We start from the raw sequence: 23248 nt of genomic DNA, 5'->3' as shown, positions 1-23248 counted from the left end.
ACGACAAGATCCGCAGGTCGCAGATGCACGGAGTGCAACTTTCGAATCTGGGAGTTGCGTTGCAGTAGCTGTCGGTGCATCCTTTCCCGGTCGCGATCACTGTGGACACACCTGTGCGGGAGGACCGTTGCTCATCGCCGACGAGTTCTTCCTGATCGCACACAACGACAGTCGCGGCAAGGCGAAACTGCACCCTGCGGCGACCGGGCTCGGCCTGGCCGGCGGGCTCCTCGGCGAGCTGATCCTTTATGGACATATCACCGTCACGGCCGGGCAGATCACCGTCATCGACCGGCGTCCGCCGGCCGACGCCCTGGCGCACACGGTGCTGGACCAGTTGGTCGGTGAGTCCCAGCACCGGGAATTGCGCACCTGGCTGAGCTTCCTGGCCCAGAGCGCCACGACCTCGGTGGGGGAGCGGTTGGCCCGCGCCGGGGTGCTGCGCCGCCAGGAGAGTCGCCGGCTGCTGCGTACCACTGTCAGCTACCTGCCGATCGACCTCAACGCGGTGGCCTGGCCGGCCACCCGGCTACGGGCCCTGCTGGACCGGCCGGACCCGCCGGGCGTGCCGGACGCCCTGCTGCTCGGCCTGGTCGTGGCCGCGGGGCTGACCCGCGAGGTGCTGTGGAGCGCCGGCCCTCGCGCGCACCACCGGCTGAACGTCCTTATCCCCGCGCTGCCGGCACCACTCAAGGAACTCGTCGGGCACACCGAGGCCGCCGTCGGCGCCGCCGTGCTGCGCGGCATCCCCTGATCCCCCCGGTAACCCCCAACCCTCCCCTCGACAATCGGAGTAGTCGTATGCCCCCGACATCGACAGTCGACCGACCCAGCAACGTCTCCGAAGCCCTGGCCCGGGGCCGTCTCGGCATCCCCTCGGTGATTTTTTTCGTCCTCTCCGCCGCCGCGCCGCTGACAGTGGTGGCCGGCGTCGTCACCACCGGCTACGGCGTCATCGGGGTGACCGGCATCCCGCTGGCCTTCCTGCTGATCGCCGCGGTACTCGCGCTGTTCTCGGTGGGCTACGTGGCGATGTCCCGCCGGGTGGAGAACGCCGGCGCCTTCTACGCCTACGTCTCCCGTGGCCTCGGCCGACCGGCCGGCGTGGGCGCCGCCTGGGTCGCGCTGATCGCGTACAACGCGTTGCAGGTCGGGCTGTACGGCACCATCGGCGTGGCGGCCGAGCCGGTGCTCGACCGGCTCTTCGGCGGACACCCGCACTGGGCCGTCGTGGCCCTGGTGGCGTGGGCGTTGGTAGGCCTGCTCGGCCTGCTCCGGGTCGACCTCAACGGCATGGTCCTGGCCGCGCTGCTGGTCGCCGAGATCGTGGTGGTCCTCGTCTTCGACCTGGGACAGCTCGGCAACCCGGCCAACGGTGAGGTCAGCTTCGCCTCGTTCTCACCGGACAACCTCTTCGTGACGGGGGTCGGCGCGGTGCTGGTGCTCGCCGTCCTCGGCTTCGTCGGCTTCGAGTCGGCGGTGGTCTTCAGCGAGGAGAGCAAGGACCCGAAGCGGACCGTGCCGCTGGCCACCTACCTCTCGGTGGCGATCATCGCCGGGCTGTACGCGCTGTCGTCCTGGACCATGACCGTCGCGGTCGGGCAGGACCAGATCGTCGCCGAGGCCGGGGAGCAGAGTGTCGGGCTCATCTTCAACCTGGCCGCCGCGCACCTCGGCGACACAGCGGTCACCATCGGGCAGGTGCTCTTCCTGACCTCGGTGCTCGCCGCGATGATCTCGTTCCACAACACCACGGCCCGCTACACCTTCGCCCTCGGTCGGGAGCGGGTGCTGCCAGCGGTGTTCGGGCAGACCTCGGCCCGTACCGGGGCGCCGCGGGCCGCCTCGGTGGCGCAGAGCGTCCTCGGACTGCTGGTCATCCTGCTGTACGCGGTCAACGGATGGGACCCGGTGGTCCAGCTCTTCTTCTGGGTCGGTACCACCGGCGGCTTTGGTGTCCTGCTGCTGATCGCCACCACGTCGGTGGCGGTGATCGCCTACTTCGCCCGCTCCGGCGGGGGCGAGAACCTCTGGCGACGGGCCATCGCGCCCGGCCTGGCCACCATCGCGCTCTTCGTGATCATCTGGTTGGCCGTGTCGAACTTCGCCAACCTGCTCGGCGTCGCGCCGGACTCGACGCTGCGCTGGGCGCTGCCCGCCGCGTACCCGGTGGCTGCCCTGCTGGGCATCGGCTGGGCCCTGCTGCTGCGCAGCAACCGCCCGGACACGTACGCCCGGATCGGTCTGGGCGCGGCGAGCGCCGCGGCGGCCGTCAAGCCGGAGGCGCCGGCCGCCGCGGAGGTGACCCGATGAGCGTGGTCATCGAGCAACTCGGGCCGGAGGAGACCAGCCTCGTGGCGGGTCGGATCGCCGAGGCGTTCACCGTCCTGGAGGTGACGTACTGGCTGGTCCCCGACCCGAGCAAGCGGGAGGCCGTACTGGCCGGAGACTTCGAGATCCTGGTCGGGCACGCGATGCGGCACGGCATCGTCCACGCCACAGCGGACCGGGCCTCGGTTGCCGTCTGGTTTCCGTCCGTCGGCGAGCCGGCGCCGCCGCCGGCGGACTACGACGCCCGACTGGCCGCCGCCTGCGGCGAGTGGACCGACCGGTTCCAGCACCTCGACGAGCTGTTTGCGGCGAACCACCCGCATCCGGACCACCACCACCTCGCGTTCCTGGCGACCCGGCCCGACCGGCAGGGGCAGGGGTTGGGTAGCGCGCTGATGCGCCACCACCACGCGTGGCTGGACGCCAACGGGATGCCGGCGTACCTGGAGGCGAGCAGCCCGCGCAGCCGGGACCTGTACGCGAAGCACGGCTACCTGGCCGGCGAGCCGTTCCGGGTGCCCGACGGCACGCCGTTCTGGCCGATGTGGCGGGAGCCGGTCAGCTCCTGACGCGATCGCATCGCTACGCCCCAGCGTCCGTGTTGTCACGCTCACGTGACAACACGGACGCGGAGGAGGGCCGGGTCCTCGGACCCGGCCCTCCTGTCGTCAGCTGGTCAGTACGTGCCGTCGAGCTGGCCACGCAGCTTGGTCAGCGCTCGGGTCAGCAGCCGCGAGACGTGCATCTGCGAGACGCCGATCTGGTCGGCGATCTGCGACTGGGTCAGGTTGCCGTAGAAGCGCAGCGTGAGGATCTTCTGCTCGCGCTCGTCGAGGGTGGCCAGCGCCGGGCCGAGGGCCACGCGCAGCTCGGCCAGCTCGAACTCGCTGTCCTCGCCGCCGAGCATGTCGCCCAGTTCGGTGGCGCGCTCGCCGTCGCCGGTCGGGGTGGACAGCGACACCGCGTTGTACGCGCGGGCGCCTTCCAGGCCCTCCAGCACCTCTTCCTCGGTGAGCTTGAGGTGCGCGGCGATGTCGGCGACCGTCGGGGAGCGGCCGAGGGTCTGCAGGAGCGAGCTGTTGGCGTCGGAGATGGCCAGCCGCAGCTCCTGGAGCCGGCGGGGCACCCGGATGTCCCAGGTGCGGTCGCGGAAGTGCCGCTTGAGCTCGCCGATGATGGTGGGGATCGCGTAGCCGGCGAAGTCGACACCGCGCGAGGGGTCGAACTTGTCGATGGCCTTGATCAGGCCGATCGCGGCGGTCTGCGCCAGGTCGTCGTTCGGCTCGCCGCGCCCGCTGTAGCGGTGGGCGAGGTGGTTGGCGAGCGGCAGCCAGGCCTCGATCGCCCGGTCCCGCAGCGCGGCGCGCGACGGGTGGTTGGCGGGCAGCGCCGCCATCGCGTTGAGCAGGTCGGCGGCGCTGTCGGTGAGAGCGCGCGGGTCGAGCTTGGTGGTGGCCTTGACGGCGGCGCTCGGCTGCTCGGTGATCGTTGGCGCGGTCATGGGTGGTCCTCCCTGCACCTCGTCCGCTGACAAAAAAGACGTGACGCTTTGGTTTAGCTTTCAATGGGCCGTTCGGGAGTCACCTTAACCTGATCGTCTCCCAGAAATCTAGCCGAAAGGTTGATGTACTTAAGGTATGTTCAATAACAAAACGGGCAAGTGGGGCGGAAGTTGGGGTAGCTGTGAGGATCCTTACCCGTTGTTCCGGCCGTAGCGCCGCTGCCCGGTCGGCCGGCCGGCCGGGCCGATCGGCCCACAGGTCACGTCGAGTGGTCAACACGAAATCCGACAAGTCGCCAGGAGTGTCGACTATCCGTCCTTGTCCCGCTGGTGGGACCGGCCGTAGCGTCGCGTGTACACACCCGGTTCGGAGGCACCGTGCTCGATCCAGCCGCTCCCCAGCTCGTCGTGAACAGTCGCACCCTCTACTTCAGCTGGCTGCCGGCAGATCCCGACGCGGTCGCCGCGCTGGTCCCTCCGGGACTCTGCCCCCGCCCCGACCGGCAGGTCTTCCTCAACCAGTACATCGTCGACGACGAGACGCAGACCTCCGGCTTCGGCGCGTACTCGCTGACCTACCTCGGCGTCTCGCTGGTGGGCGTCGACGCGCCCGGCGGCCTCAACGCGGGCGGCTGGTGGACCCACTACGTGGCCTCCAGCCGGCGGGTCCGTGAGTACGCCGTCGCCCGCGGCGCCCCGGTGCTCGCCGGGCGCACCCGGATCGACGTGAACGGCGAGGACCTGCTCTCCGAGACGGAGATCGACGGCACGCCGCTGATCCGGGCCCGGTGCCGCGTGGGGGAGACCGGGCACGTGATCAGCAGTGGGCACCACCGTTACTTCACCCGGCGCGACGGTCAACTACTCAGCTCGGCCTACCCGTTCGTCGCCGAGCCGGTCGCCCCGTTCGAGATCGAGTCGGTGGAGTTCCTCCAGCCCGGCCACCCGGTGTACGCGCTGCGTCCGGCCAACCCGCTGACCATCGGCTTCGGCTACTACTCACCGCGCTCGTCGTTCGCCTACCCCGGCGGCCTGAGCGTGCACGCTGTCGCGGAGCCGGCCCGTCCACTTCACCAGGTGCCGGCCAGCCTCGCCCGCAGTGGCCTGCCGTCCGGGTCGTAGACCAGCCGGTACACCGGCAGAGCCCAGGCCCGCGTGTACCACGGCAGCCGCTCGGGGCGGTGCGGCCGCAGCCGCCCGGGCGGGCGTTCTCCCACCTGGCCGTCGTCGTACCACTGCTGTAGCGCGTCGGCGGCGGCCGTGACGGCCGCGACGGCGTCCGCCGGGTCCAGCAGGTCGGCGTCGTCCGCGCCGTCCGGGTCACGGTCCAGGTGCTCGCGCCACAGCCGCAGTCGCAGGTCCCGGGCGAAACTGCGCGCGCCGTCGCCCCGCCCGGCGGGGTCGGTGGGCTCCCGCTGGTCCGGGGTCTCGTCGAGCACCGCGCAGGACAACTCGCTGTCGTGCGTCCAGGACCGCCGATTGAAGTTGTCGCTGCCCACGCTGGCCCAGACGTCGTCGACCACACAGACCTTCGCGTGCACGTAGACCGGGTTGCCGGCGTGGTTCTCCACGTCGAACACGTGCACCCGGTCCGGTGCGGCCCGCTCGCACAACGACAGCGCCTGCTCACGCCCGACCATGTTCGGCGGCAGGGCCAGCCTGCCGTCCACGTCCGGGTGGCGGGGGACGACGGCGATCAGGTGCAGGTCCGGGTTGTCCCGCAGCGCGTGCGCGAACAGGTCCGCGACCTCGGCCGACCAGAGGTACTGATCCTCCAGGTAGATGAGCCGACGGGCCCGGCGTACCGCCTTGGTGTAGCCCCGGGCCACGGTCCGCTCCCCGTCCGGTGCGAACGAGTAGCGGGGACGGACGGCGGGGTAGGTGCGCAGCACCTGGATCTGGTGCGGACCACAGGGCGGCGGATCGGCCGGTTGCTCGGGCAGCGGGTCGGGGCGCAGGTCCGAGCCGCGCAGCCGGTCCCGCAGGTAGGCGACCGGGTTCTCCGAGTCCAACGGCATCGGGTCGGTCCAGCGTTCCCGGAACAGCGTGTCCAACGCGCCGACCACCGGACCGCGCACCGCGAGCTGCACGTCGTGCCAGGGCGGATTGGGTCCGTACCGGGGGGACATCTGCACCGGTTGCGGGTCGCCGTGGTGCGCGGCGTCGTCGCGGCGGCTGTGGCACAGGTCGATTCCGCCGGCGAAGGCGACGTCCCGCTCGGGCGCGCCCAGGTGCCGCAGCACCACGAGCTTCTGATGGTGCGAGCCGCCGCGCCGGACCCGCTGGTCCAGCAGCACCTCGCCACCGGCGGCCGAGATCGTCTCGCTGAGGTCGCGGTTCTCCGCCTCGCTGTACGCCAGGACGTCGAGGTGCGAGCGCCAGATCAACCCCTTGACCACCACACCGCGCTGCGCGGCCTGCGCGAAGAGCTGGGCCACTGTCGGGCCGTCCGGGCGCAGCCGCTGGTCCGGGTCACCCCGCCAGTCGGTGAAGAACAGGTGGTCGCCGGGGCCCAGGGCCTCGACCTCGTCGACCAGCCGGTCGAAGTACGCGGCGCCGTGAATCAACGGCTCGGCGAGGTTTCCCGTGGTCCATACGGGTATGCCAGAGACCGGGTTGGCGCGTTCCTCAGCGGTGAGAAACCAGTCCTGCAACGGCACCGTCCAGCCCCCCTGGAGGTCGGCAACGTCCTCACGGTAGGGCCCCCGACGCGGGTCCGCACGCCAGGCCGACAGACCGGTGACCTGGCCAACGCCATCGGAAGCGACGCGACAACAGCCGAGGAGGCCACACCATGCCCCGCGACACGACGAATCCCGTGACCGAGAACCGCGAGCCGGCGGTGGAGAGCGAGCGGGGTGCGCTGGTAGCGGTGTTGGTGATGGTGATTCTGGGCGTCGCCGGGATTTTTGCGGTCTCCTGAGGCGGCGTCGACGCCCCCGGGGTTCAACCGGAGGCGTCGGCGCCGATCTCAGCGGTCGACGGTGGTCAGGGCCGGGTGCCCTGGCCGCCGGTGTGCGGGAGCCGCTCGGTGGGGATCACGCCGAGGCGACCGGCCTGAAAGTCCTCGAATGCCTTGAGCAGCTCGTCGCGGGTGTTCATCACGAACGGGCCGTACTGTGCCACCGGCTCCCGGATGGGCTGACCACCCATGATGTAGAGGTCCAGCGCCGGGGTGTTGCTGTCCTGCGAGGTGTCGGCGCTGAACCGCAGCGCGTCACCCGGGCCGTGCACCGCGAGCTGGCCGGTACGCACCGGCCGCCGGTCGGCACCGACGGTGCCGCGACCGCCCAGCACGTACACCAGCGCGTTGAAGTCGGGCCGCCAGGGCAGGTCGACCTGCGCGCCCGGCTGCACTGTGACGTGCGTGATGGTGATCGGGGTGAAGGTCGAACCCGGGCCGCGGTGCCCGGCGACCTCGCCGGCGATGACCCGGATCAGCGCGCCGCCGTCGGGCGTGGTGAGCAGCGCCGATTCCCGACCCCTGATGTCCTGGTAGCGGGGTGGGTTCATCTTGGCCGAGCGGGGCAGGTTGACCCACAGTTGGGTGCCGTGGAAGAGCCCGCCGCTCACCACCAGGTGCTCCGGCGGCGCCTCGATGTGCAGCAGGCCGCTGCCTGCCGTCATCCACTGGGTGTCGCCGTCGGTGATGGTGCCGCCACCGCCGTTGGAGTCCTGGTGGTCGAAGACGCCGTCGATGATGTACGTGACGGTCTCGAAGCCGCGGTGCGGGTGCCACGGGGTGCCCTTGGGCTCGCCCGGCGCGTAGTCGACCTCGCCCATCTGGTCGAGGTGGATGAACGGGTCCAGGTCGGTGGTCGACACCCCGGCGAAGGCGCGACGGACCGGGAAGCCCTCACCCTCGAAGCCGCTGGGCGCCGTGGTCACCGTGCGGACCGGGCGGATCGTGGTGGCCTCGTCGAGTCGAGGCAGGCGGGGGAGGACGAGAACGTTGTCGACGGTGATCGCGGGCATGTCGAGGGCTCCTAACGTGAGGCAGGGGTGGTCGAGCTGACCCGCGATGCCCGCAGGCGCTCGCCGAGCCGGTCGAAGACCCGGGTGAGGCAGGCGACCTCGGCATCGTCGAGGTCGTCCATCAGGTGGGTACGCACCGACGCCAGGTGGTGGGGTGCGGCATCCCGCAGGGCGAGCAGCCCGGCGGCGGTGAGCACCGCTTCGCTGCCCCGTCGGTCGTCCGGGCAGGGCTCCTTGCTGACCAGGCCACGGCGCTGCATGGAGGAGACCTGGTACGTGAGGCGGCTGGGCGAGAAGATCAGCCGGCTGGCCAGCTCGCCCATCCGGAGCCGCTGCCCGGGTGCCTCGGAGAGCAGGACCAGCACGTGGTAGTCGGCGAAGCTGAGGTCGCTGGCGACCCGCAGGTCTTCTTCCAGCTGGGTGTAGAGACGCTGGCTGGCCTCGATGTAGGCGCGCCAGGCGGCCTCTCGGGTGCTGTCCAGGCTCTCGGTCATGCCACGACGATAGCACTCTTTCAAAATTTAACTACTGCCGTTGAGCGTTGCCTGGGTCACTTCGTCGCGTGATGGCGACCAAGTCGTGCAGCTTTAAAGGAAATCCACGGTAATGCGGCGGCGCGAAGGCCCTGGGGTATGCCAGACTCCGGCCTCGTGGAACACGTGGAACTCGCCGCCGCCGACCTGTTGCTGCGCCCCTGGCGAGACGAGGACGCCCCGGCGGTGCGCGACGCCCTCCGCGACCCGGCGATCGCCCAGTGGAACCCGCAGGGCGGCGACCCGATCGACGACGAGGTCGCGCTGCTCTGGGTGCGCCGCCGGGCCGACTGGTCCACCGGCGGCCATGCCTCGATGGCGGTCACCGCGGCGGCCGGCGGTGAACTGCTCGGCTCGGTCTCGCTGCACCGCATCCACGACGGCGACGCGTCCATCGGCTACTGGACCGTGCCCGCGGCACGGGGACGTCAGGTGGCGGTGCGCGCCGTCGTCCGGCTCACCGAGTGGGCGTTCGCGGATCTCGGGCTGCACCGGGTGGAGCTGTGTCACGCGGTGGCCAACCCGGCGTCCTGCCGGGTCGCCGACCGCGCCGGCTACCCGGCCGAGGGGACCCTGCGCGAGTCGTACCGGTACGGCGACGGCCGCCGCTACGACGAGCACCTGCACGCCCGCCTGGCCACCGACCGCTAGGTGTACTGCCCAGGGACGTTGGTCAACCTGGTGATGGGTGGTTGGCCTTTGGTGGCGGTGTGGGGTCGGTGGTGGTTGTAGTGGTGGAGCCAGGCGGGGAGGGCTGCTCGGCGGGCGTGTTCTGAGCTGTAGAAACGTCGTTTCGCCCAGCCGTCGGTCATGGTGCGGTGGAAGCGTTCGACCTTGCCGTTGGTTTGGGGCCGGTAGGGGCGGGTCTTCTTCGGGCGGATGCCGAGTTGGTGGCAGGCGTCGCGCCAGGCGTGTGATTTGTAGGCCGAGCCGTTGTCGGACAGGACGCGTTCGGTGGTGATGCCTCGCTCGGCGAACCAGGCGACGGCGTTTTGGAGTACGTCGACCGCGGTCAGGGCGGTCTCGTCGTCGCGGATCTCGGCGTAGGCGACGCGGGAGTGATCGTCGATGACGGTGTGCACGAACGCCGTGCCGATGCGCGGGTCGTAGTGGGTGTTGCGGGCGCCGGTGCGGTGCGCGGTGCTTCGCCGATGGCGTTCGCCCTGGGCTCGGCCGACGTAGCGCCAGCCGCCGCCATCGGGGATGTTGCCGTACTTCTTCACGTCGACGTGCAGCATCGCGCCGGGCCGGTCGTGTTCATAGCGGCGGATCGGCTCGCCGGTGGCGCGGTCGATGTGTGTCAGCCGGTTGATCCGGCAGCGGGTCAGAACGGCGTGCACGGTCGAAGCTGGCATGGCCAGCTGGCCGGCGATCTGCACGGGCCCGAGGCGTTGTTTCCACCGCAGGTGCACGATCTTGCGCACCACGGGCTGGGCTGTCCTCGTGGGGCTGTGGTGCGGGCGCGACGACCGGTCATCCATTGCGGCGGGCCCGTGCTCGGCATACCGCACCGCCCAACGTTTCGCAGTCGGCCAGGACACGTCATAACGTTCAGCCGCCCGGGCGACCGGCCAGCCCTCATCAACGATCAGACGCGCCAGGCGCAGACGTGCACGAGGAGTCAAAGCGGCGTTAGCGTGGGACACGAAGGCCTCCTGTTGCCGGAGCGGTTCCTAGACAGCTCCACTCCACAACCGGAGGCCTTCACCTACCTACGACATCAGATCGTGTCGTCACACAATCTCGACCAACGTCCCTGGGCAGTACAGCTAGGGCGCGGACCGCTAGCCGGCGGCGGGCCGGGGTCCGAACACACGTCGGCCCCGGCCGCCCCGGCCGCCCCGAACCGTCACTCGGTGACCCTGCGGAGGAACGTCGCGAGGGCGTTCCGGACGCGCTCGATCCGCTCCGGCAGGGGCAGAGGTTCGGGCGCGGGGGGCCCGGCGTGCTTCTTCCCCCGCAGATACAGCGAGCAGGCCAGGTCGGAGCACAGGTACGTGCCCACGGAATCGCCCTGCCGCCCGCTCGGACCGGCCTTGGGGGCGGTCATCAACGAGACGCCACCGCCGAGGTGCGTGGTCAGGCAGAACGAGCACATGCTGTGCCGCACGCGCCCCATCTGGTGCGCTGCGGCCCGCAGCACCACCCCGGTCAGCTTGCCGTCGGTCTCGGCGACGAGATAGGCCCGCTGCGGCGCGGAGGGGTCCCGCCAGCCGAGAAAGTCGAGGTCGTCCCACTGGCGCAGCTCAAGATCGTTCGGTATGGCCAGCCGCTTCGCCTCGCCCCGGCTGCAATTGACGAAGGACGCGCGGATGGCGGATTCGGTCAGGACCAACATAGGTAGTAGCCTAGCTCTCCTAGGCAAGCGATTATTACGGCTAGGTTGGGAGTGTGCTGCATGGCACGTGCCGGGGTGACCATCGAGCGCCTGACGCTGGCCGCGGCCGAACTGGCCGACCAGGTGGGCGTGGAGAACGTCACGGTCGCCGCGCTCGCGCGCCAGTTCGGGGTGAAGGACGCCAGCCTCTACTTCCACCTGAAGAACGCGCACGACCTGCGGGTCAGGATCGCCCTGCTGGCGCTGGCGGAGCTGGCCGACCGGGTCGCCGCCGCGCTCGCCGGCCGGGCCGGTAAGGACGCGCTTGTCGCGTTCGCCAACGCGTACCGCGACTACGCGCGGGAGCACCCGGGCCGCTACGCCGCCATGCAGATCGACCTCGACCCGGAGACCGCCGCCGCGAGCGCGGGCGTCCGGCACGCCGAGATGACCCGGGCGATCCTGCGCGGCTACCGGCTCTCCGAGCCCGACCAGACCGACGCGGTGCGGATGATGCACAGCACGTTCCACGGGTTTGTGAGCCTGGAGAAGACCGGCGGCTTCCGGCACACCCCGCGCCCCACCGACGACTCGTGGTCGCGCACCCTGGACGCCCTCGACGCCGTCCTCACCAACTGGCCGTCGCGCTGACGGCCGAGCGGGCCTGTGTCTGTCCTCCCGGCCGGCGCTCAGGGGTGTGCCCGGATCAGGGCGTCGCCGGCGCGGTGAGCGGGCGGCGCTGTGCGGTCCGCTGCCGGAGCAGGACGAATCCGAGGCCCGCCAGAAACCAGGCGGCGAGGATCACGAGGGGCGCCACGGTGTGTGCGCCGTCGAAGTAGCCGAAGTTGTTGACCGCCCGTACGGCCGCGCCCGGTGGGAGCTTCCCCGAGACCGCCTGTGCCCATTCCGGCAGCAGGTCGACCCCGATCGTCGCCCCGCTCGTCGCGTTGCCGATGGTCGTGAGGGTGAGGACGGCGAGGGCGATGCCCGCCGGGCCGAGCCAGGCCCCCAGAGCCTTGGTCGTGAAGGCGCTGGCGGCGGAGAGCAGGGTGAGCGAGAGTGCGAGCAGCGGGAACGGGGCCGTGAGTGATCCGTAGACCGGACCCGCGACGGTCGCCGCGATCACGCCGATCAGGACGGCGAATCCGCCCATCGCGTAGAGGCGGTGGCGCAGCCGCACCTTCGCGGTGGCCGCGGTGAGCCCCTGCGCGAGGACGAACGACGAGAGGGTGACGCCGAACACCACGTAGAAGGCGGACAGCCCTCGGCTGTCATAGGTCGCCAGCGGCACGATGTCGTTCTCCTGGACGGTTGCCCCAGCCTTCTGGGCGAGACCGGCCGCGAGCTGACGCGCGGCGCCGCTCTCGCTGAACCCGCTCGCGCCGGCGTAGTCGAGTGTCAGCGTGGTGGGAGAGGTCGCGCCGAGCACGGCGACGGCGTCGCCGTGTCGCACCATGGCCTCGCCGTCCGCGACGCTCGCGACCTCGGTGACGGCCACGGCGTTACCGAACCCGGCCTGTGCGGTGTTCGCCAGCTGCGTGCTGGCCACGGCGATGGGCAGCTGGCTCGGCTGGGGGCTGCGTTGCAGTCCGACATAGAGCGCGATGAACGCCGTGCCGATGATCAGCCCGGTGATCACGAGCGTTGTCCAGGCTCGGCGTTGGGTGACCACGGGCGACGCTCCGCCGGTAGGTGGATCGGATGGCGACGTCATGGGTGCCTCCTCGGGTAGTGTGGTTTGAATGTCCAACCAGACGAACCGTAGCACCGACGGTTTGAAAATCAAACCAGAGCGGGACACTCTCGCTGTGGCGCTCGACGCAGTCAACGACAGGTGGTCGCTGCACATCGTGCGAGCGCTCGCATTCGGCGCCTCGCGGTACACCGAGATCCTTCGTGCCGTCGGCGCGCCCAGGGACGTCCTCGCCGCTCGACTGCGCAAACTGGCCGAATCCGGCATCATTCAGGCCCGCACCACCGAGAACAGCAAGACCGCGGGGTACGAACTCACCCAGAAGGGCAAGGACCTCGGGCAGGTCATCCTCGTGCTCAAGCGCTGGGGTGACACCTACAGTGAGGACGACGTGCCCACTGTCGACTTCATCCACGAGGTCTGCGGCCAGGTCTTCGTCGCCGAGGTGCGCTGCCGGGCGTGTGGCAAGCCCATCCGGTCCGGAGAGCTGTCATTCGATCAGGAGTCCCCGGCATGCTGAGCGAACTGGAGTTGGCCGACTGGCGGGAGCGGGTGGCCCGGCTGTACCTGTCCGACGTCGACCTGGCCGGCTTCCGCGCCGGCCGCGACGAACTCTTCGCCACCCACCCGCAGAGCCCGATCCCGCCCGCGGAGCGCGCCGGCTTCACCGGGGTGCGCTACTTCCCGCCCAACCCGGCGGCAGTGGTGGAGGCGCCCCTGCGTCCAGCCAGCGGTGAGCTACGCATCGACACCGGCGGCCCGGACGGGGTGATCGCGTACCGGCGGGTGGCGATTGCCGAGACGTCCTGGGGGCCGCTGACCCTGTGGTGGATCGAGGCGTACGGGGGTGGGCTGTTCGTGCCGCTGCGCGACGGCACCTGCGGGCGGGAGAGCTACGGCGGGGGCCGGTACCTCACCGACACGGTGAAGGGCACCTTCGGCCGGGGCGTCCAGTTGCTACCCGGCGACAGGGTCCGGCTGGACGCCAACTACCTCTACAACCCGAGCTGTGCCTACGACGACCGCTGGGCCTGCCCACTGGCACCCCCGGAGAACCGGGTCGAGGTCGAGATCCGCGCCGGCGAGCTGACGTACCACGACTGAACGACGAAACGGCCGCCCCAGCGTGCTGCCGGGACGGCCGGTCGATCGTCGCTCAGCGGGTGTTCGCCGCCGGGTTGGGCATCTGCATCCGACCGAGCAGCTGTCGCGCCTGGTCGGCGAGCTGCGCGTCGACTGTCACCGCGTACTGGCCGGCGCGCAGCGAGCTGGCCGAGGTGAAGTCGCGCTGCCCGCCCGTCATCGCGTGCGCGACCGCGCCGAACACGGCACCCCAGATCGCACCGATGACCAGCCCGACCAGGATCACCGTCAGCCAGTTGCCGACGGTGAAGATGCCGAACAAAAGACCGATGAAGAGCCCGAACCAGGCGCCGGTGCCGGCCCCGAGCAGGCCGGCTCGACCGGTCGTCATCCGCCCGAGCACCGTCTCCACCAGTGTGAGGTTGGTGCCGACGATGGCGCTGTGCTCCACCGGGAAGCGGTTGTCGGCCAGGTAGTCGACGACCCGCTGCGCGGTCGGATAGTCCGGGTACGAGCCGATCGTCACGGTCGGCGGGCCGGCTTCCGGCCCGTGGCCGTCACCGGCCGGTGTCGACAGGCGGCCGGCCGGCCCGGATGGAAGCAGGTCGCCACTCTGTGTGCCGGACCGCCAGGCGGCGGTCGGCCCCGAAGCTGACGTCATGAGCATCCTCCCTCGTCAGCTCGCCGCGTTCCCCTCCAGGCCGACCGGTAACGCGGTGTCCGCCGTCGGGCGGGAGGGGAATGAGCGCTGACTGCCCGGGTAGCCAGTCAGGTGGAGAGCGGACGGATCAGCGACTACGGTTTCCTCGCCGACGGCCGCAGCGCGGCGTTGGTGGACGCCTCGGGCTCGGTGAACTGGTGGTGCCCGGGCCGGTACGACGCCCCGTCGGTGTTCGGGCGGCTGCTCGACGACAGCGCCGGGCACTGGTCGATCCAGCCCGAGGGCGACTACCGCGTCGAACGCTGCTACGTCGAGGACACCCTGGTGTTGCGGACGGTCTTCCGCACCGCCCAGGGGGAGGTCGCGCTGACCGACGCGCTCGCGTTCGAGCCCGGCTCGCGCGGTCACGACATCGGTCTGCACTCGCCGCAGGTGCTGGTCCGTTCGGTGGAGGGGCTGTCCGGTTCGGTGCCGATGCGGGTGCACTACCGGCCGCGCTTCGAGTACGGCCGCACCATCGCGTACCTGATCGAGCGGGAGGACATGCTGGAGGCCATCGCCGGGGCCGCCCGACTCACCCTGCGCGGCAGCGAGCGGTTGACCGCCGGCGACGGCGAGGCCACCGGGACGTTCACCGCCCGCGCCGGCACGAAACACAACTTCACCCTCGGGTACGCCCCGACCTACGACGCCCCGCTGCCGGAGGTGCCGGACGCCGACCAGACCATCGCCGACACCGTCGCCGGCTGGCGTTCCTGGACGGCCGACCACCCGTACGACGGGCTCTACGCCGACCAGGTGCGGCGCAGCCGGCTGGTGGTGCAGGGCATGACGTATCGGCCCAGCGGAGCGGTGGTGGCCTCGGTGACCACCTCGCTGCCCGAGAAGCTCGGCGGGGACCGCAACTACGACTACCGCTACGTCTGGGTGCGCGACTTCAGCCTGACCCTGCGGGCGCTGTGGCGGACGGCGTGCCTGGACGAGGTGCAGCGACAGTTCGCCTGGTTGGGTCGGGCGATGGGTCGCGTCGACGACAAGCCGGTGCCCATCATGTACGGGGTGCTGGGGGAGCGGGACCTCACCGAGCACCGCCTGGAACAGCTCGGCGGCTACCGCGACAGCCCACCGGTGGTGATCGGCAACGACGCGTGGCAGCAGCGGCAGACCGACATCTTCGGTGAGGCGATGGACGCCGCCTGGTTGATGCGCGACAAGCTGGAGCCGTTGGGCCTTGAGGTGCAGCACGTGCTCCGGGTGCTCGCCGACCAGGCCGAGCGGGACTGGGCGTTGCCCGACGCGGGCATGTGGGAGGAACGCGGCACCCAGCACCACCACGTGTCCTCGAAGGTGCAGTGCTGGGTCGCCCTGGATCGGGCGGTCCGCTTCGGTGACAAGCTCGGCGAGCCGCAGGACGTGGCACGCTGGGCGGCCGCCCGCGACGCGGTGCGCGCGCAGGTGCTCGAGCGGGGCTGGAACGAGCGGCTCCAGTCGTACACCGGGAATTTCGAATCCGACGACCTGGACGCGTCGGTGCTGGTGATGCCGCTGGTCGGCTTCCTGCGGGCCGACGACCCGCGGATGCGCTCGACGATCCGCGCGGTGGAGCAGCGGCTCTCCCACGACGGACTGCTGCGGCGCTGGGACGGCGACCCGGCCGGGTTTCTCATCTGCTCGTTCTGGCTGGTGTGTTGCCTGGCGCTGGCCGGGGAGCGGGACCGGGCGCACGAGTTGTTCCGGGGGTTGGCGGAGCGGGTCAACGACCTCGGCCTGTTCGCCGAGCAGATCGACCCGCTGACCGGGGAGCAGCTGGGCAACTTCCCCCAGGCGTTCTCCCACATCGGCCTGATCAACGCGGCCGGTGTGCTGACCGACGTCGAGCGGGACCCGACGCTGCGTCAGTGCGGAATGCCCCCGGCGCACTTCTCCCCGGTGCGCCAGTGAGCCGGACTTTCGCAGAGATCGTGACAACTTTCTATCCGTTGACGCGAAGTTCTATCGCTTTCCGGTGAAAGACGTTAATGTCCGGGACACCCTGCGGTGCTCCTCCAGTCGGCGGGAGCGGCACCGAGATCCCCCGGACAGCTGGAGGTCTCGTGTCCCGCACACCGCGCCGACGTCTCGTCAGCGCCACCACAGTGCTCACCGTCCTGGTAGCCCTCCTTTTCGTGCCGCAGGCAAGCGTTCGCCCGGCCGCCGCGGCCCCGGCCCGAGCCGCCGCCCTGGCACCGCCCGCCACCGTCGGTTTCGAGAAGGTCGCCCTCGACGGCGGTCTCTCCATGGGCGAGCCGATCGAACTGGCCGTCGCCCCCGACGGCAAGGTCTTCTACATCAACCGGGGTACCAGCAGCGCCGGTGGCCAGGTCCGCCTCTACGACCCGGCGACCAGGTCCACCACCGTGGCCCTGACCCTGGCGCTGGACGCCCGCTTCGAGGACGGCCTGATCGGCATCACACTGCACCCGGGCTTCGCGAGCAACCGCTGGGTCTACCTCTTCTACTCGCCTAAGGTCACCCCCCTGGTCAACCGGATCAGCCGGTTCACCTTCAACACGTCCACTTTGCTGCTCGACCCGGGCAGCGAGGACATGCTCATCGAGTGGCCCACCGAACGCGACCTCTGCTGCCACTCGGCCGGCTCGATGAGTTGGGACACCGCCGGCAACCTGTACTTCGCCGTCGGCGACAACACCAACTCCGGCGGCGACTCCGCCGGGATGGCCCCGATCGACGAGCGGACGAGCCGCAACGCGCAGTACGACGCCCAGCGCACCTCCGGCAACACCAACGACCTGCGCGGCAAGATCAACCGTGTCCACCCGGAGAACGACGGCACCTACACAGTCCCCGCCGGCAACCTCTTCGCCGCCGGCACCGCGCGCACCCGGCCCGAGATCTACGTGATGGGCGTACGCAACCCGTACCGGATCTGGGTGGACCGCAAGGCCGACAACACCCTCTACTGGGGTGAGGTCGGCCCGGATGCCGGCGCCGACCTGGCCAACCGTGGCCCGGCGGCCTACGACGAGTTCAACCGGGCCAACGGGCCGGGCAACTACGGCTGGCCGTACTGCGGCGGCCCCAACGTCGCCTACAACGACTGGGACTTCGCCACCGCCACCCCGCGCGGCTGGTTCCCCTGCGGCGGCTCGACCGGCCCGGTCAACAACTCGCCCCGCAACACGGGCGTCCAGCAGCTTCCGCCGACCAAACCAGCACTGGTCTGGGAGCAGCACGGCGGCAGTGAGGACTGGCCGGCGCTGGACAACCCGGGCGGGTGCGGGTCGCCCAACCACGTCGAGGTCTACCACTACGACCCGAACCTCGTCTCGGACGTGAAGTGGCCGGCCTACTACGACAACAAGTGGCTGATCTCCGAGTACTGCCGCAACTGGATCAAGGAGGTCCAGTTCGACAACGGCAACCCGTCCACCGGAGCGCCGACAGTCATCGAACCGGTCCTCGCCGGCATGAAGCTCGTCCACCCGATCGACTGGCAGTTCGGTCCGGACGGCTCGCTCTACCTGCTGGAGTACGGCAGCGGCTACTTCTCCGGCGCGGTCGACGCCGGTCTCTACAAAATCAACTACGTCCAGGGTGGCCGGTCACCGGTGGCCAAGGCCGCCGTCAACCGGGACAACGGCCTGGCCCCCCTGTCGGTGACCTTCTCCAGCGCCGGCAGCTCGGACCCGGACGGCGACCCGCTGACGTACGCCTGGGACTTCACCAACAACGGCAGCACCGACTCGACCGCCGCGAACCCGTCCTTCACGTACTCCGCGAACGGGAGCTACAGCGCCCGGCTCACCGTCAACGACGGCACCGGCCGCAGCGCCACCACAGTGGTGTCAGTGGTGGTCGGCAACAACCGGCCGACTGTCACGTTGACCGGCCTGCCCGCCGGCGGGCTCTTCGACTGGGGGCAGGACCTGACGGTGGCCGCCTCCGCCAGCGACCCGCAGGACGGCACGCCGGCCTGCTCGGCGGTGGTCGTCCGGGCCGCGCTCGGCCACCAGGAACACGCCCACGAGGAGGGGGAGGGGACCGGCTGCGGCGCCACCTTCAACACCGGCCCGGTGCACGCCGGCCCCGACTCGGTGCTGTTCTTCGTCCTGCGGGGCAGCTACACCGATCGCGGCGCGACCGGCGCGGCCGCGCTCACCGGTGAGCAGGAGATCAGCCTCTACCCGAAACAGTGGCAGGCCGAGCACTTCGTCCAGCTCAACGGCCCCAAGGTGATCGACCAGGCGGCGGCCGAGGGCGGCAAGCGGCTGGGTGACGTCCAGAACGGCGAGAGCGTCCGCCACCACGCGGTGAGCCTCAAGGGGATCACCGGCGTCCGGGCCCGCGTCTCCTCCGGCGGCCCCGGCGGCACCCTCTCCTTCCGGTACGACTCACCCACCGGCACCGAGGTCGCCCGGATCGCGGTGCCGAACACCGGCGGCTGGGACAACTACACCGAGCTGAGCGCCACCGTGGCCAGGCCCGACGACGGCACCCACGACCTGTACCTGGTCGCCACCGGCGGCAGCGGGGCTTTGCTGGACGTGGACAGCTACACCTTCACCGGTCCGGGCGTCGGCACCGGCGGGCCACGCACCGGTGAGGTGAAGGCCCTTGGCAAGTGCGCGGACATCGCCTCCAGCCAGACCGCGAACGGCACCAAGGTGCAGACCTGGACCTGCAACGGCACCGCCGCGCAGCGCTGGACCCTGCCCGGCGACGGTACGGTGCGTGGGCTCGCCAAGTGCCTGGACGTGAAGGCGAGCGGCACCACCGACGGCACCCTCGTGCAGCTCTACGACTGCAACGGCAGCGGGGCCCAGCAGTGGGCCGCCCAGCCGGACGGCAGCCTGCGCAACCCCCAGTCCGGGCGGTGCCTGGACATCCCCAACTCGGACCTCACCGACGGCCGTCAACTGCGGATCTGGACCTGCAACGGCACCGGGGCCCAACGCTGGACCCTGCCGTGACCGCCCCCTGACCGGCTCGGAGATGCCGCAGCGCATTGCTCCCTGATCACTTGATGCTGAGTAGTTGTGGGAAGGCTCCAACAGCTACTCAGCATCAAGTGATCGTGAGCTTGGGGAGGATGTCGGGATGCGGCTGGTGCTGACGGCGGACACCCATGTACCGAAGCGGGCCCGGGACCTACCCGGGCCCCTCTGGGCGGCCATCGAGGCGGCCGACGTGGTGGTGCACGCCGGCGACTGGGTGGACGAGGCGTTGCTCGACGCCATGACCGCGCGGTCGCGCCGACTGATCGGGGTGTACGGCAACAACGACGGCCCGCCGCTGCGCGCCCGGCTGCCGGAGGTGGCCCGGGTCGAGCTCGACGGACTGCGGATGGCGGTGGTGCACGAGACCGGTCAACGGACCGGCCGCGAGAAGCGGTGCGCGGCCCGTTTTCCCGACGTCGACCTGCTGGTCTTCGGGCACTCGCACATCCCCTGGGACACCGAGGCGCCCGGTGGGCTGCGCCTGCTCAACCCCGGCTCACCCACCGACCGCCGCTCCCAACCCCACGCCACCTACCTCACCGCAGAGCTGAACGCCGGCACCCTCGCCAAGGTCCACCTACACCGCCTACCCCGCCCCTGACCCCCGCCCTCTGCCCCCCCGCGCCCCCGCCCCTCACCCCCCGCGATCTTGCACTTGCTGTCGTTGTTTTGCGCCTTGTGCGCCTTTTGTCGCAACAGAAAGTGCAAGATCGCGGGGAGCGGGGGTGTGGGGAGCGGGCGGCGCGGGGAGCCCGGGTTACTGGCCTCGGCCGGTCTCGGCCTGGAGCTCGTCGATGCGCTTGGACGCCTCGGCCTTGGTCAGGTCATCCGGGAGGTCGGCGTGGGCTTCCCGGGCCAGCGTGCCCAGGTAGGACTCCTGGGCGGCGGTCGGCGGCTCGTCGCCGGTGACCCACTCGTCCGGGTCCTTGATCGCGGCGTTCTGGTCGGCCTGCTCGGTGCGGCGGTCCGTCATCATCATCACCCTTTCTTTCGAACAGGTGTGCCAGTACCCCGATTGTTCGTGGTTCATGCCCGAACGCCGCCACCTACGATCATCGGATGACGGTGGACCGGTCGGGTGTGGTGGTGGTCGGGGCGGGCATTGCCGGGGTGGCCTGTGCCGTCGAGTTGACCCGGGCCGGGGTGCCGGTGCAGGTCCGGGAGCGGGGGCACGTCCGCGGTGGCCGGATGGCCAGCAAACGCTTCCAGGGCCGACCCGCGGACATCGGCGCCGCCTACTTCACCGCCACCGACCCCGACTTCGCCGCCCTGGTCGAGCAGTGGCGCGCCGCCGGGCTGGTCCGCGAGTGGACCGACACCTTCCAGGCGTACGACGGGGGCGGGAGCCACGAGGTGCCCGGGCCGATGCGTTTCGCCGCCCCCCGTGGGCTGCGCTCGTTGGTCGAGCACCTGGCCGACGCGGTGCCGGTGACCGTCGACCGGCTGGTGCTCATGGTGGAGCCCGGCCCGGTCGTGGACGGGGAGTCGTGCGCGGCGGTCGCTCTGGCCATGCCGGGCCCGCAGGCCGCCCTGCTGCTCGACCCGGCCCTGACCGACGCCACCCGGGTCGTGCAGGCGCAACGCTGGTCGCCGTCGCTGGCCGCGGTGCTGCGCTTCCCGACCCGGCGCTGGCCGGACTTCCGGGGCGCGTTCGTCAACGAGCACCCGGTCCTCAACCTCGTCTGCGACGACGGTGACCGGCGCGGTGACGGCGCTCCGGTGCTGGTCGCGCACACCGTGCCGGAGTTCGCGGCCGGGCACCTGGCCCAACCCACCGGTGCCGGCCCGGCCATCGAGCAGGCCGTCCGGGATCTGCTCGGGCTGCCCGAGCAGGCCGTCGACGTGCACGTGCACCGCTGGACGTACGCGAAGCCGACCAGCCACGCCGGCGGCGCCACCCACCACCTCGACGCCGACGGGATCGGCCTGGCCGGCGACGCGTTCGGCAAGCCCCGGGTGCAGAGCGCCTGGCGCTCCGGCCGGGACCTGGGCCGCGCGCTGGCCGACCGCCTGGCCTGAGACGCGCGTGCCCGGCTGCGCCGAGACGCGCGCTCAGGCGTGCCCGGCTGCCGCGACGGGCCGAGCGTCGGCGTTCCGCTCGGCCGGGTCGGAGGTCCGCTCACCCTCCCGGTCCAGCAGCTGCATCACCGGGGTCGCCGTGATGCCGTGCACCACGACGGAGACGAGCACCACCAGCCCGACGGTCGCCCAGAGCAGCTCGGCCTGCGGAAAGTCGGCCTTGGTGGTGGCGTACGCGAGGTAGTAGAACGAGCCGACGCCGCGAATGCCGAACAACGAGATGACCCAGTGCTCGGCCGGGCGTCCCGGCGCGCCGCGCAGCGACAACCAGCCGATCAACGGCCGTACCAGGAACACAAGCGCCAGCCCGACAGCGGCCGCCGGCCAGGTCAGCGGACCCAGCAGACCACCCACGATGGCGCCGCCGAGCAGCAGCAACAGCACCAGGGTGAGCAGCCGTTCGACCTGCTCGGCGAAGTCGTGCAGCACCGAGTGGAACTCGTGGGTCCGCTCGGCGGCCCGGATGGCCCGGGCGGCCACGAACACCGCCAGGAAGCCGTACCCGCCGACCACCTCCACCAGCCCGTACGCCAGGAAGGTGGCGGCGAGCGCCAGGAAGCCCTCGGCGTGCCGGGCCAGCCGCAGCTCACTGGGCGCGCGGAAGAACAGCTTGCCGAGCAGCCAGCCGATGAGCAGGCCACCGCCGACGCCGACGCCCACCTTCCAGAGCACGTCCACTGTGAACCACTCCGCCAACCAGTCGCCGGGGGCGAGGCTGGTCGAGGCGATGGCGATGGCGGCGTAGACGAACGGGAACGCCAGCCCGTCGTTGAGGCCCGCCTCGGAGGTCAACGCGAAACGGACCTCGTCCTCGGAGTCCTCCACGTCGGTCGGCTCGCCGACCTGCACGTCGGCGGCGAGCACCGGATCGGTGGGCGCCAGCGCGGCGCCCAGCAGCAGCGCGGCGGCCGGCACCAGCCCCGCCCACCACCAGCCGAGCACTGCCACCGCCGCGATGCACAGGGGCATCGCGATCGCCAGCAGCCGCCAGGTGGACGACCACCGCCGCCAACTCAACGGCCGGTCGATCTTCAGCCCGGCGCCCATCAGCGCGACGATCACCCCGATCTCGGTGAGGTGGGTGGTCAGCTCCGGGTGGGCCAGTGGGTCCGGCGACGGCAGCCCGACGGGCAGCAGGAACACCAGCATGCCGAGGGCGAGGAAGGCGATCGGCATGGACAGCGGACGCCGCTCCAGCACCCGTGGCAGGATGCCCGCGAGCAGCGCGCCCAAGCCCACCAGCGCGAACGCCACATCTACCGGCTCCACGGCACCACCCTTCGCCCGCACCCGCGCGGCGCGGGCAGGTGGTGACAGTCCTTGCCCCGCAAGGGCTCCCGCTATGCGCGTCCGTGCCGGTGGACCTGAGTGATCCTCACCGGGGCCGGGTGAGCGGTGAGTCCGCCAGTTCGTTCAACAGCGCGGCCGGGTCGTCGTACACCGCCACGGCACCCGCGCCGGCGAGCTCGCCGCGACTGGTGCCACCGCAGGTCAGACCCACACACGGGATGTTCAACTTGCCGGCCGCGGCAACGTCCCACACCGAGTCGCCGACGAAGACCACCCGCTCGGCGGCCAACCCCGACTGCTCCAACGCGGCGACAAGGATGTCCGGTGCCGGCTTGCTCTGCTGGGCGTCCGCCGAGGAGGTGATGGTGTCGATCACGTCATCGGCGGCCAGCGCCCGACGAAGCGCGCCCACCTCGGGTTCCGAGGCGGAGGTGGCCAGCACGACCCGCAACCCCCGCTCGGCGCAGGCGCGCAACAGGTCGGCCGCCCGGGGCAGCGGCGTGAGTCGTTCCCAGTACTCGGCGTAGAGGGTGTCGTGTGCGTCGCGCAGCTTCTGGTCGGCGTCGCGGTCCCGCTCCGGCCCGAGGAGGTGGTCCAGGAGTTTGTCCGACCCCATCCCGATCGAACGGTGCACCACCGCCATCGGCACCGGCTGCTCAGTCTGGCGTAACGCCTCCCACCAGCTGACGGTGTGCAGGTAGGTGGTGTCGACCAGGGTGCCGTCGACATCGAAGAGGACCCCGGCGGGCCAGTCGGTAGCCATGGGCGTCCTCCTACCCTCAGGTGGC

At 70.9% G+C, this 23248-nt stretch carries 24 protein-coding genes; 13 read left to right on the top strand and 11 right to left on the bottom strand.

The features are described from left to right. Nucleotides 1-127: 127 nt before the first annotated feature. The 3 genes from OH804_RS17290 to OH804_RS17280 are packed head-to-tail and all read left to right on the top strand — an operon-like array spanning nucleotide 128 to nucleotide 2900. Nucleotides 128-754, top strand: a complete 627-nt coding sequence (locus OH804_RS17290) for a GPP34 family phosphoprotein (RefSeq protein WP_112602179.1) — start codon at nucleotides 128-130, stop codon at nucleotides 752-754. A 47-nt stretch (nucleotides 755-801) separates the two neighbouring features. Continuing rightward, the gene (locus OH804_RS17285; protein ID WP_406058112.1) at nucleotides 802-2313 is read left to right on the top strand and encodes an APC family permease; all 1512 of its coding nucleotides are present in this window, start codon (nucleotides 802-804) and stop codon (nucleotides 2311-2313) included. Beyond that, nucleotides 2310-2900 (top strand): GNAT family N-acetyltransferase, encoded by a 591-nt coding sequence (locus OH804_RS17280; RefSeq protein WP_406058110.1) that lies wholly within the window; start codon nucleotides 2310-2312, stop codon nucleotides 2898-2900. The genes OH804_RS17285 and OH804_RS17280 overlap by 4 nt, the downstream gene beginning before the upstream one ends. A gap of 107 nt (nucleotides 2901-3007) precedes the next feature. Here the strand turns inward: OH804_RS17280 and OH804_RS17275 are convergent, their stop codons facing one another. After that, nucleotides 3008-3832: a SigB/SigF/SigG family RNA polymerase sigma factor gene (locus tag OH804_RS17275; protein WP_196922151.1), complete on the bottom strand. Its 825-nt coding sequence runs from the start codon at nucleotides 3830-3832 to the stop codon at nucleotides 3008-3010. 378 nt (nucleotides 3833-4210) lie between these two features. Between OH804_RS17275 and OH804_RS17270 the strand changes: the two genes are divergently transcribed. Next, nucleotides 4211-4954, top strand: coding sequence for a hypothetical protein (locus OH804_RS17270; RefSeq protein WP_196922152.1), 744 nt, complete (start codon nucleotides 4211-4213; stop codon nucleotides 4952-4954). Here OH804_RS17270 and OH804_RS17265 read toward each other — a convergent pair. Further along, the gene (locus OH804_RS17265) at nucleotides 4903-6492 is read right to left on the bottom strand and encodes a phospholipase D family protein (RefSeq protein ID WP_406058107.1); all 1590 of its coding nucleotides are present in this window, start codon (nucleotides 6490-6492) and stop codon (nucleotides 4903-4905) included. The genes OH804_RS17270 and OH804_RS17265 overlap by 52 nt on opposite strands. Before the next feature lie 134 nt (nucleotides 6493-6626). Between OH804_RS17265 and OH804_RS17260 the strand changes: the two genes are divergently transcribed. Further along, nucleotides 6627-6755 (top strand): hypothetical protein, encoded by a 129-nt coding sequence (locus tag OH804_RS17260; RefSeq protein WP_256441970.1) that lies wholly within the window; start codon nucleotides 6627-6629, stop codon nucleotides 6753-6755. Nucleotides 6756-6820: 65 nt separating this feature from the next. Here OH804_RS17260 and OH804_RS17255 read toward each other — a convergent pair whose 3' ends face one another. Further along, nucleotides 6821-7807 (bottom strand): pirin family protein, encoded by a 987-nt coding sequence (locus OH804_RS17255; protein WP_196922154.1) that lies wholly within the window; start codon nucleotides 7805-7807, stop codon nucleotides 6821-6823. 11 nt (nucleotides 7808-7818) lie between these two features. After that, a complete protein-coding gene (locus OH804_RS17250) occupies nucleotides 7819-8301 on the bottom strand; it encodes a MarR family winged helix-turn-helix transcriptional regulator (protein ID WP_196922155.1) in 483 nt (160 codons plus the stop codon). A 156-nt stretch (nucleotides 8302-8457) separates the two neighbouring features. Between OH804_RS17250 and OH804_RS17245 the strand changes: the two genes are divergently transcribed. Further along, nucleotides 8458-8991: a GNAT family N-acetyltransferase gene (locus OH804_RS17245; RefSeq protein ID WP_196922156.1), complete on the top strand. Its 534-nt coding sequence runs from the start codon at nucleotides 8458-8460 to the stop codon at nucleotides 8989-8991. Here OH804_RS17245 and OH804_RS17240 read toward each other — a convergent pair. Then, a complete protein-coding gene (locus tag OH804_RS17240; protein ID WP_406058104.1) occupies nucleotides 8988-9986 on the bottom strand; it encodes an IS481 family transposase in 999 nt (332 codons plus the stop codon). The two genes, OH804_RS17245 and OH804_RS17240, sit on opposite strands and share 4 nt — an antisense overlap. A 203-nt stretch (nucleotides 9987-10189) precedes the next feature. Beyond that, nucleotides 10190-10678, bottom strand: a complete 489-nt coding sequence (locus tag OH804_RS17235) for an FBP domain-containing protein (RefSeq protein WP_406058102.1) — start codon at nucleotides 10676-10678, stop codon at nucleotides 10190-10192. A gap of 60 nt (nucleotides 10679-10738) precedes the next feature. Here OH804_RS17235 and OH804_RS17230 point away from each other — a divergent pair, with 60 nt between their 5' ends. Then, nucleotides 10739-11308 carry a TetR/AcrR family transcriptional regulator gene (locus OH804_RS17230; RefSeq protein WP_196922158.1) on the top strand — a complete coding sequence of 190 codons (570 nt, stop codon included), beginning with the start codon at nucleotides 10739-10741 and terminating at the stop codon, nucleotides 11306-11308. 55 nt (nucleotides 11309-11363) lie between these two features. Here OH804_RS17230 and OH804_RS17225 read toward each other — a convergent pair whose 3' ends face one another. Beyond that, entirely contained in the window at nucleotides 11364-12371 is a 1008-nt protein-coding gene (locus OH804_RS17225) for a hypothetical protein (RefSeq protein ID WP_406058099.1), read from the bottom strand. 94 nt (nucleotides 12372-12465) lie between these two features. Between OH804_RS17225 and OH804_RS17220 the strand changes: the two genes are divergently transcribed. Together OH804_RS17220 and OH804_RS17215 are read left to right on the top strand one after the other, a co-directional pair. After that, complete coding sequence (locus OH804_RS17220) at nucleotides 12466-12870, top strand: helix-turn-helix domain-containing protein (protein ID WP_307788647.1); 405 nt, start codon at nucleotides 12466-12468, stop codon at nucleotides 12868-12870. After that, nucleotides 12864-13454, top strand: a complete 591-nt coding sequence (locus tag OH804_RS17215; RefSeq protein ID WP_372432982.1) for a DUF1684 domain-containing protein — start codon at nucleotides 12864-12866, stop codon at nucleotides 13452-13454. Before OH804_RS17220 ends, OH804_RS17215 begins: the two co-directional genes overlap by 7 nt. Nucleotides 13455-13506: 52 nt before the next feature. Here OH804_RS17215 and OH804_RS17210 read toward each other — a convergent pair whose 3' ends face one another. Next, nucleotides 13507-14094, bottom strand: a complete 588-nt coding sequence (locus OH804_RS17210) for a general stress protein (protein ID WP_406058097.1) — start codon at nucleotides 14092-14094, stop codon at nucleotides 13507-13509. Between the two features lie 111 nt (nucleotides 14095-14205). On the opposite strand from OH804_RS17210, the gene OH804_RS17205 reads away from it, so the two are divergent. The 3 genes from OH804_RS17205 to OH804_RS17195 all read left to right on the top strand — a co-directional run bounded on the left by OH804_RS17205 (nucleotide 14206) and on the right by OH804_RS17195 (nucleotide 19692). Beyond that, nucleotides 14206-16035, top strand: a complete 1830-nt coding sequence (locus OH804_RS17205) for a glycoside hydrolase family 15 protein (RefSeq protein ID WP_406058095.1) — start codon at nucleotides 14206-14208, stop codon at nucleotides 16033-16035. A gap of 152 nt (nucleotides 16036-16187) precedes the next feature. Then, the gene (locus tag OH804_RS17200; protein WP_406058093.1) at nucleotides 16188-19064 is read left to right on the top strand and encodes a ricin-type beta-trefoil lectin domain protein; all 2877 of its coding nucleotides are present in this window, start codon (nucleotides 16188-16190) and stop codon (nucleotides 19062-19064) included. Nucleotides 19065-19191: 127 nt separating this feature from the next. Further along, nucleotides 19192-19692, top strand: a complete 501-nt coding sequence (locus OH804_RS17195) for a metallophosphoesterase (RefSeq protein WP_196922164.1) — start codon at nucleotides 19192-19194, stop codon at nucleotides 19690-19692. 156 nt (nucleotides 19693-19848) lie between these two features. On the opposite strand, the gene OH804_RS17190 is transcribed toward OH804_RS17195, so the two are convergent. After that, a complete protein-coding gene (locus OH804_RS17190; protein ID WP_406066569.1) occupies nucleotides 19849-20067 on the bottom strand; it encodes a DUF3072 domain-containing protein in 219 nt (72 codons plus the stop codon). 83 nt (nucleotides 20068-20150) lie between these two features. On the opposite strand from OH804_RS17190, the gene OH804_RS17185 reads away from it, so the two are divergent. Continuing rightward, entirely contained in the window at nucleotides 20151-21110 is a 960-nt protein-coding gene (locus OH804_RS17185) for an NAD(P)/FAD-dependent oxidoreductase (RefSeq protein WP_406058091.1), read from the top strand. 33 nt (nucleotides 21111-21143) lie between these two features. Here OH804_RS17185 and OH804_RS17180 read toward each other — a convergent pair whose 3' ends face one another. Continuing rightward, a complete protein-coding gene (locus tag OH804_RS17180; protein WP_196922165.1) occupies nucleotides 21144-22439 on the bottom strand; it encodes a cation:proton antiporter in 1296 nt (431 codons plus the stop codon). Nucleotides 22440-22545: 106 nt separating this feature from the next. Then, nucleotides 22546-23223, bottom strand: a complete 678-nt coding sequence (locus OH804_RS17175; RefSeq protein WP_406058089.1) for an HAD family hydrolase — start codon at nucleotides 23221-23223, stop codon at nucleotides 22546-22548. Nucleotides 23224-23248: the final 25 nt, after the last annotated feature.

Origin of the sequence: Micromonospora sp. NBC_00860 (assembly GCF_045207375.1) — a bacterium.
Classification (GTDB): Bacteria; Actinomycetota; Actinomycetes; order Mycobacteriales; family Micromonosporaceae; genus Micromonospora; species Micromonospora vinacea.
The sequence above is the reverse complement of the archived record's forward strand: the minus strand, read 5'-3'. Positions and strand labels throughout refer to the sequence as shown.

Excerpts from the sequence above, each read along its gene's own strand:
- OH804_RS17215 (WP_372432982.1), top strand. The coding sequence starts at position 12,864 with ATGCTGAGCGAACTGGAGTTGGCCGACTGGCGGGAGCGGGTGGCCCGG.
- OH804_RS17225 (WP_406058099.1), bottom strand. The coding sequence starts at position 12,371 with ATGACGTCGCCATCCGATCCACCTACCGGCGGAGCGTCGCCCGTGGTC.
- OH804_RS17230 (WP_196922158.1), top strand. The coding sequence starts at position 10,739 with ATGGCACGTGCCGGGGTGACCATCGAGCGCCTGACGCTGGCCGCGGCC.
- OH804_RS17190 (WP_406066569.1), bottom strand. The coding sequence starts at position 20,067 with ATGATGACGGACCGCCGCACCGAGCAGGCCGACCAGAACGCCGCGATC.
- OH804_RS17260 (WP_256441970.1), top strand. The coding sequence starts at position 6,627 with ATGCCCCGCGACACGACGAATCCCGTGACCGAGAACCGCGAGCCGGCG.
- OH804_RS17185 (WP_406058091.1), top strand. The coding sequence starts at position 20,151 with ATGACGGTGGACCGGTCGGGTGTGGTGGTGGTCGGGGCGGGCATTGCC.
- OH804_RS17255 (WP_196922154.1), bottom strand. The coding sequence starts at position 7,807 with ATGCCCGCGATCACCGTCGACAACGTTCTCGTCCTCCCCCGCCTGCCT.
- OH804_RS17250 (WP_196922155.1), bottom strand. The coding sequence starts at position 8,301 with ATGACCGAGAGCCTGGACAGCACCCGAGAGGCCGCCTGGCGCGCCTAC.
- OH804_RS17275 (WP_196922151.1), bottom strand. The coding sequence starts at position 3,832 with ATGACCGCGCCAACGATCACCGAGCAGCCGAGCGCCGCCGTCAAGGCC.
- OH804_RS17235 (WP_406058102.1), bottom strand. The coding sequence starts at position 10,678 with ATGTTGGTCCTGACCGAATCCGCCATCCGCGCGTCCTTCGTCAATTGC.
- OH804_RS17195 (WP_196922164.1), top strand. The coding sequence starts at position 19,192 with ATGCGGCTGGTGCTGACGGCGGACACCCATGTACCGAAGCGGGCCCGG.
- OH804_RS17210 (WP_406058097.1), bottom strand. The coding sequence starts at position 14,094 with ATGACGTCAGCTTCGGGGCCGACCGCCGCCTGGCGGTCCGGCACACAG.
- OH804_RS17280 (WP_406058110.1), top strand. The coding sequence starts at position 2,310 with ATGAGCGTGGTCATCGAGCAACTCGGGCCGGAGGAGACCAGCCTCGTG.
- OH804_RS17175 (WP_406058089.1), bottom strand. The coding sequence starts at position 23,223 with ATGGCTACCGACTGGCCCGCCGGGGTCCTCTTCGATGTCGACGGCACC.
- OH804_RS17285 (WP_406058112.1), top strand. The coding sequence starts at position 802 with ATGCCCCCGACATCGACAGTCGACCGACCCAGCAACGTCTCCGAAGCC.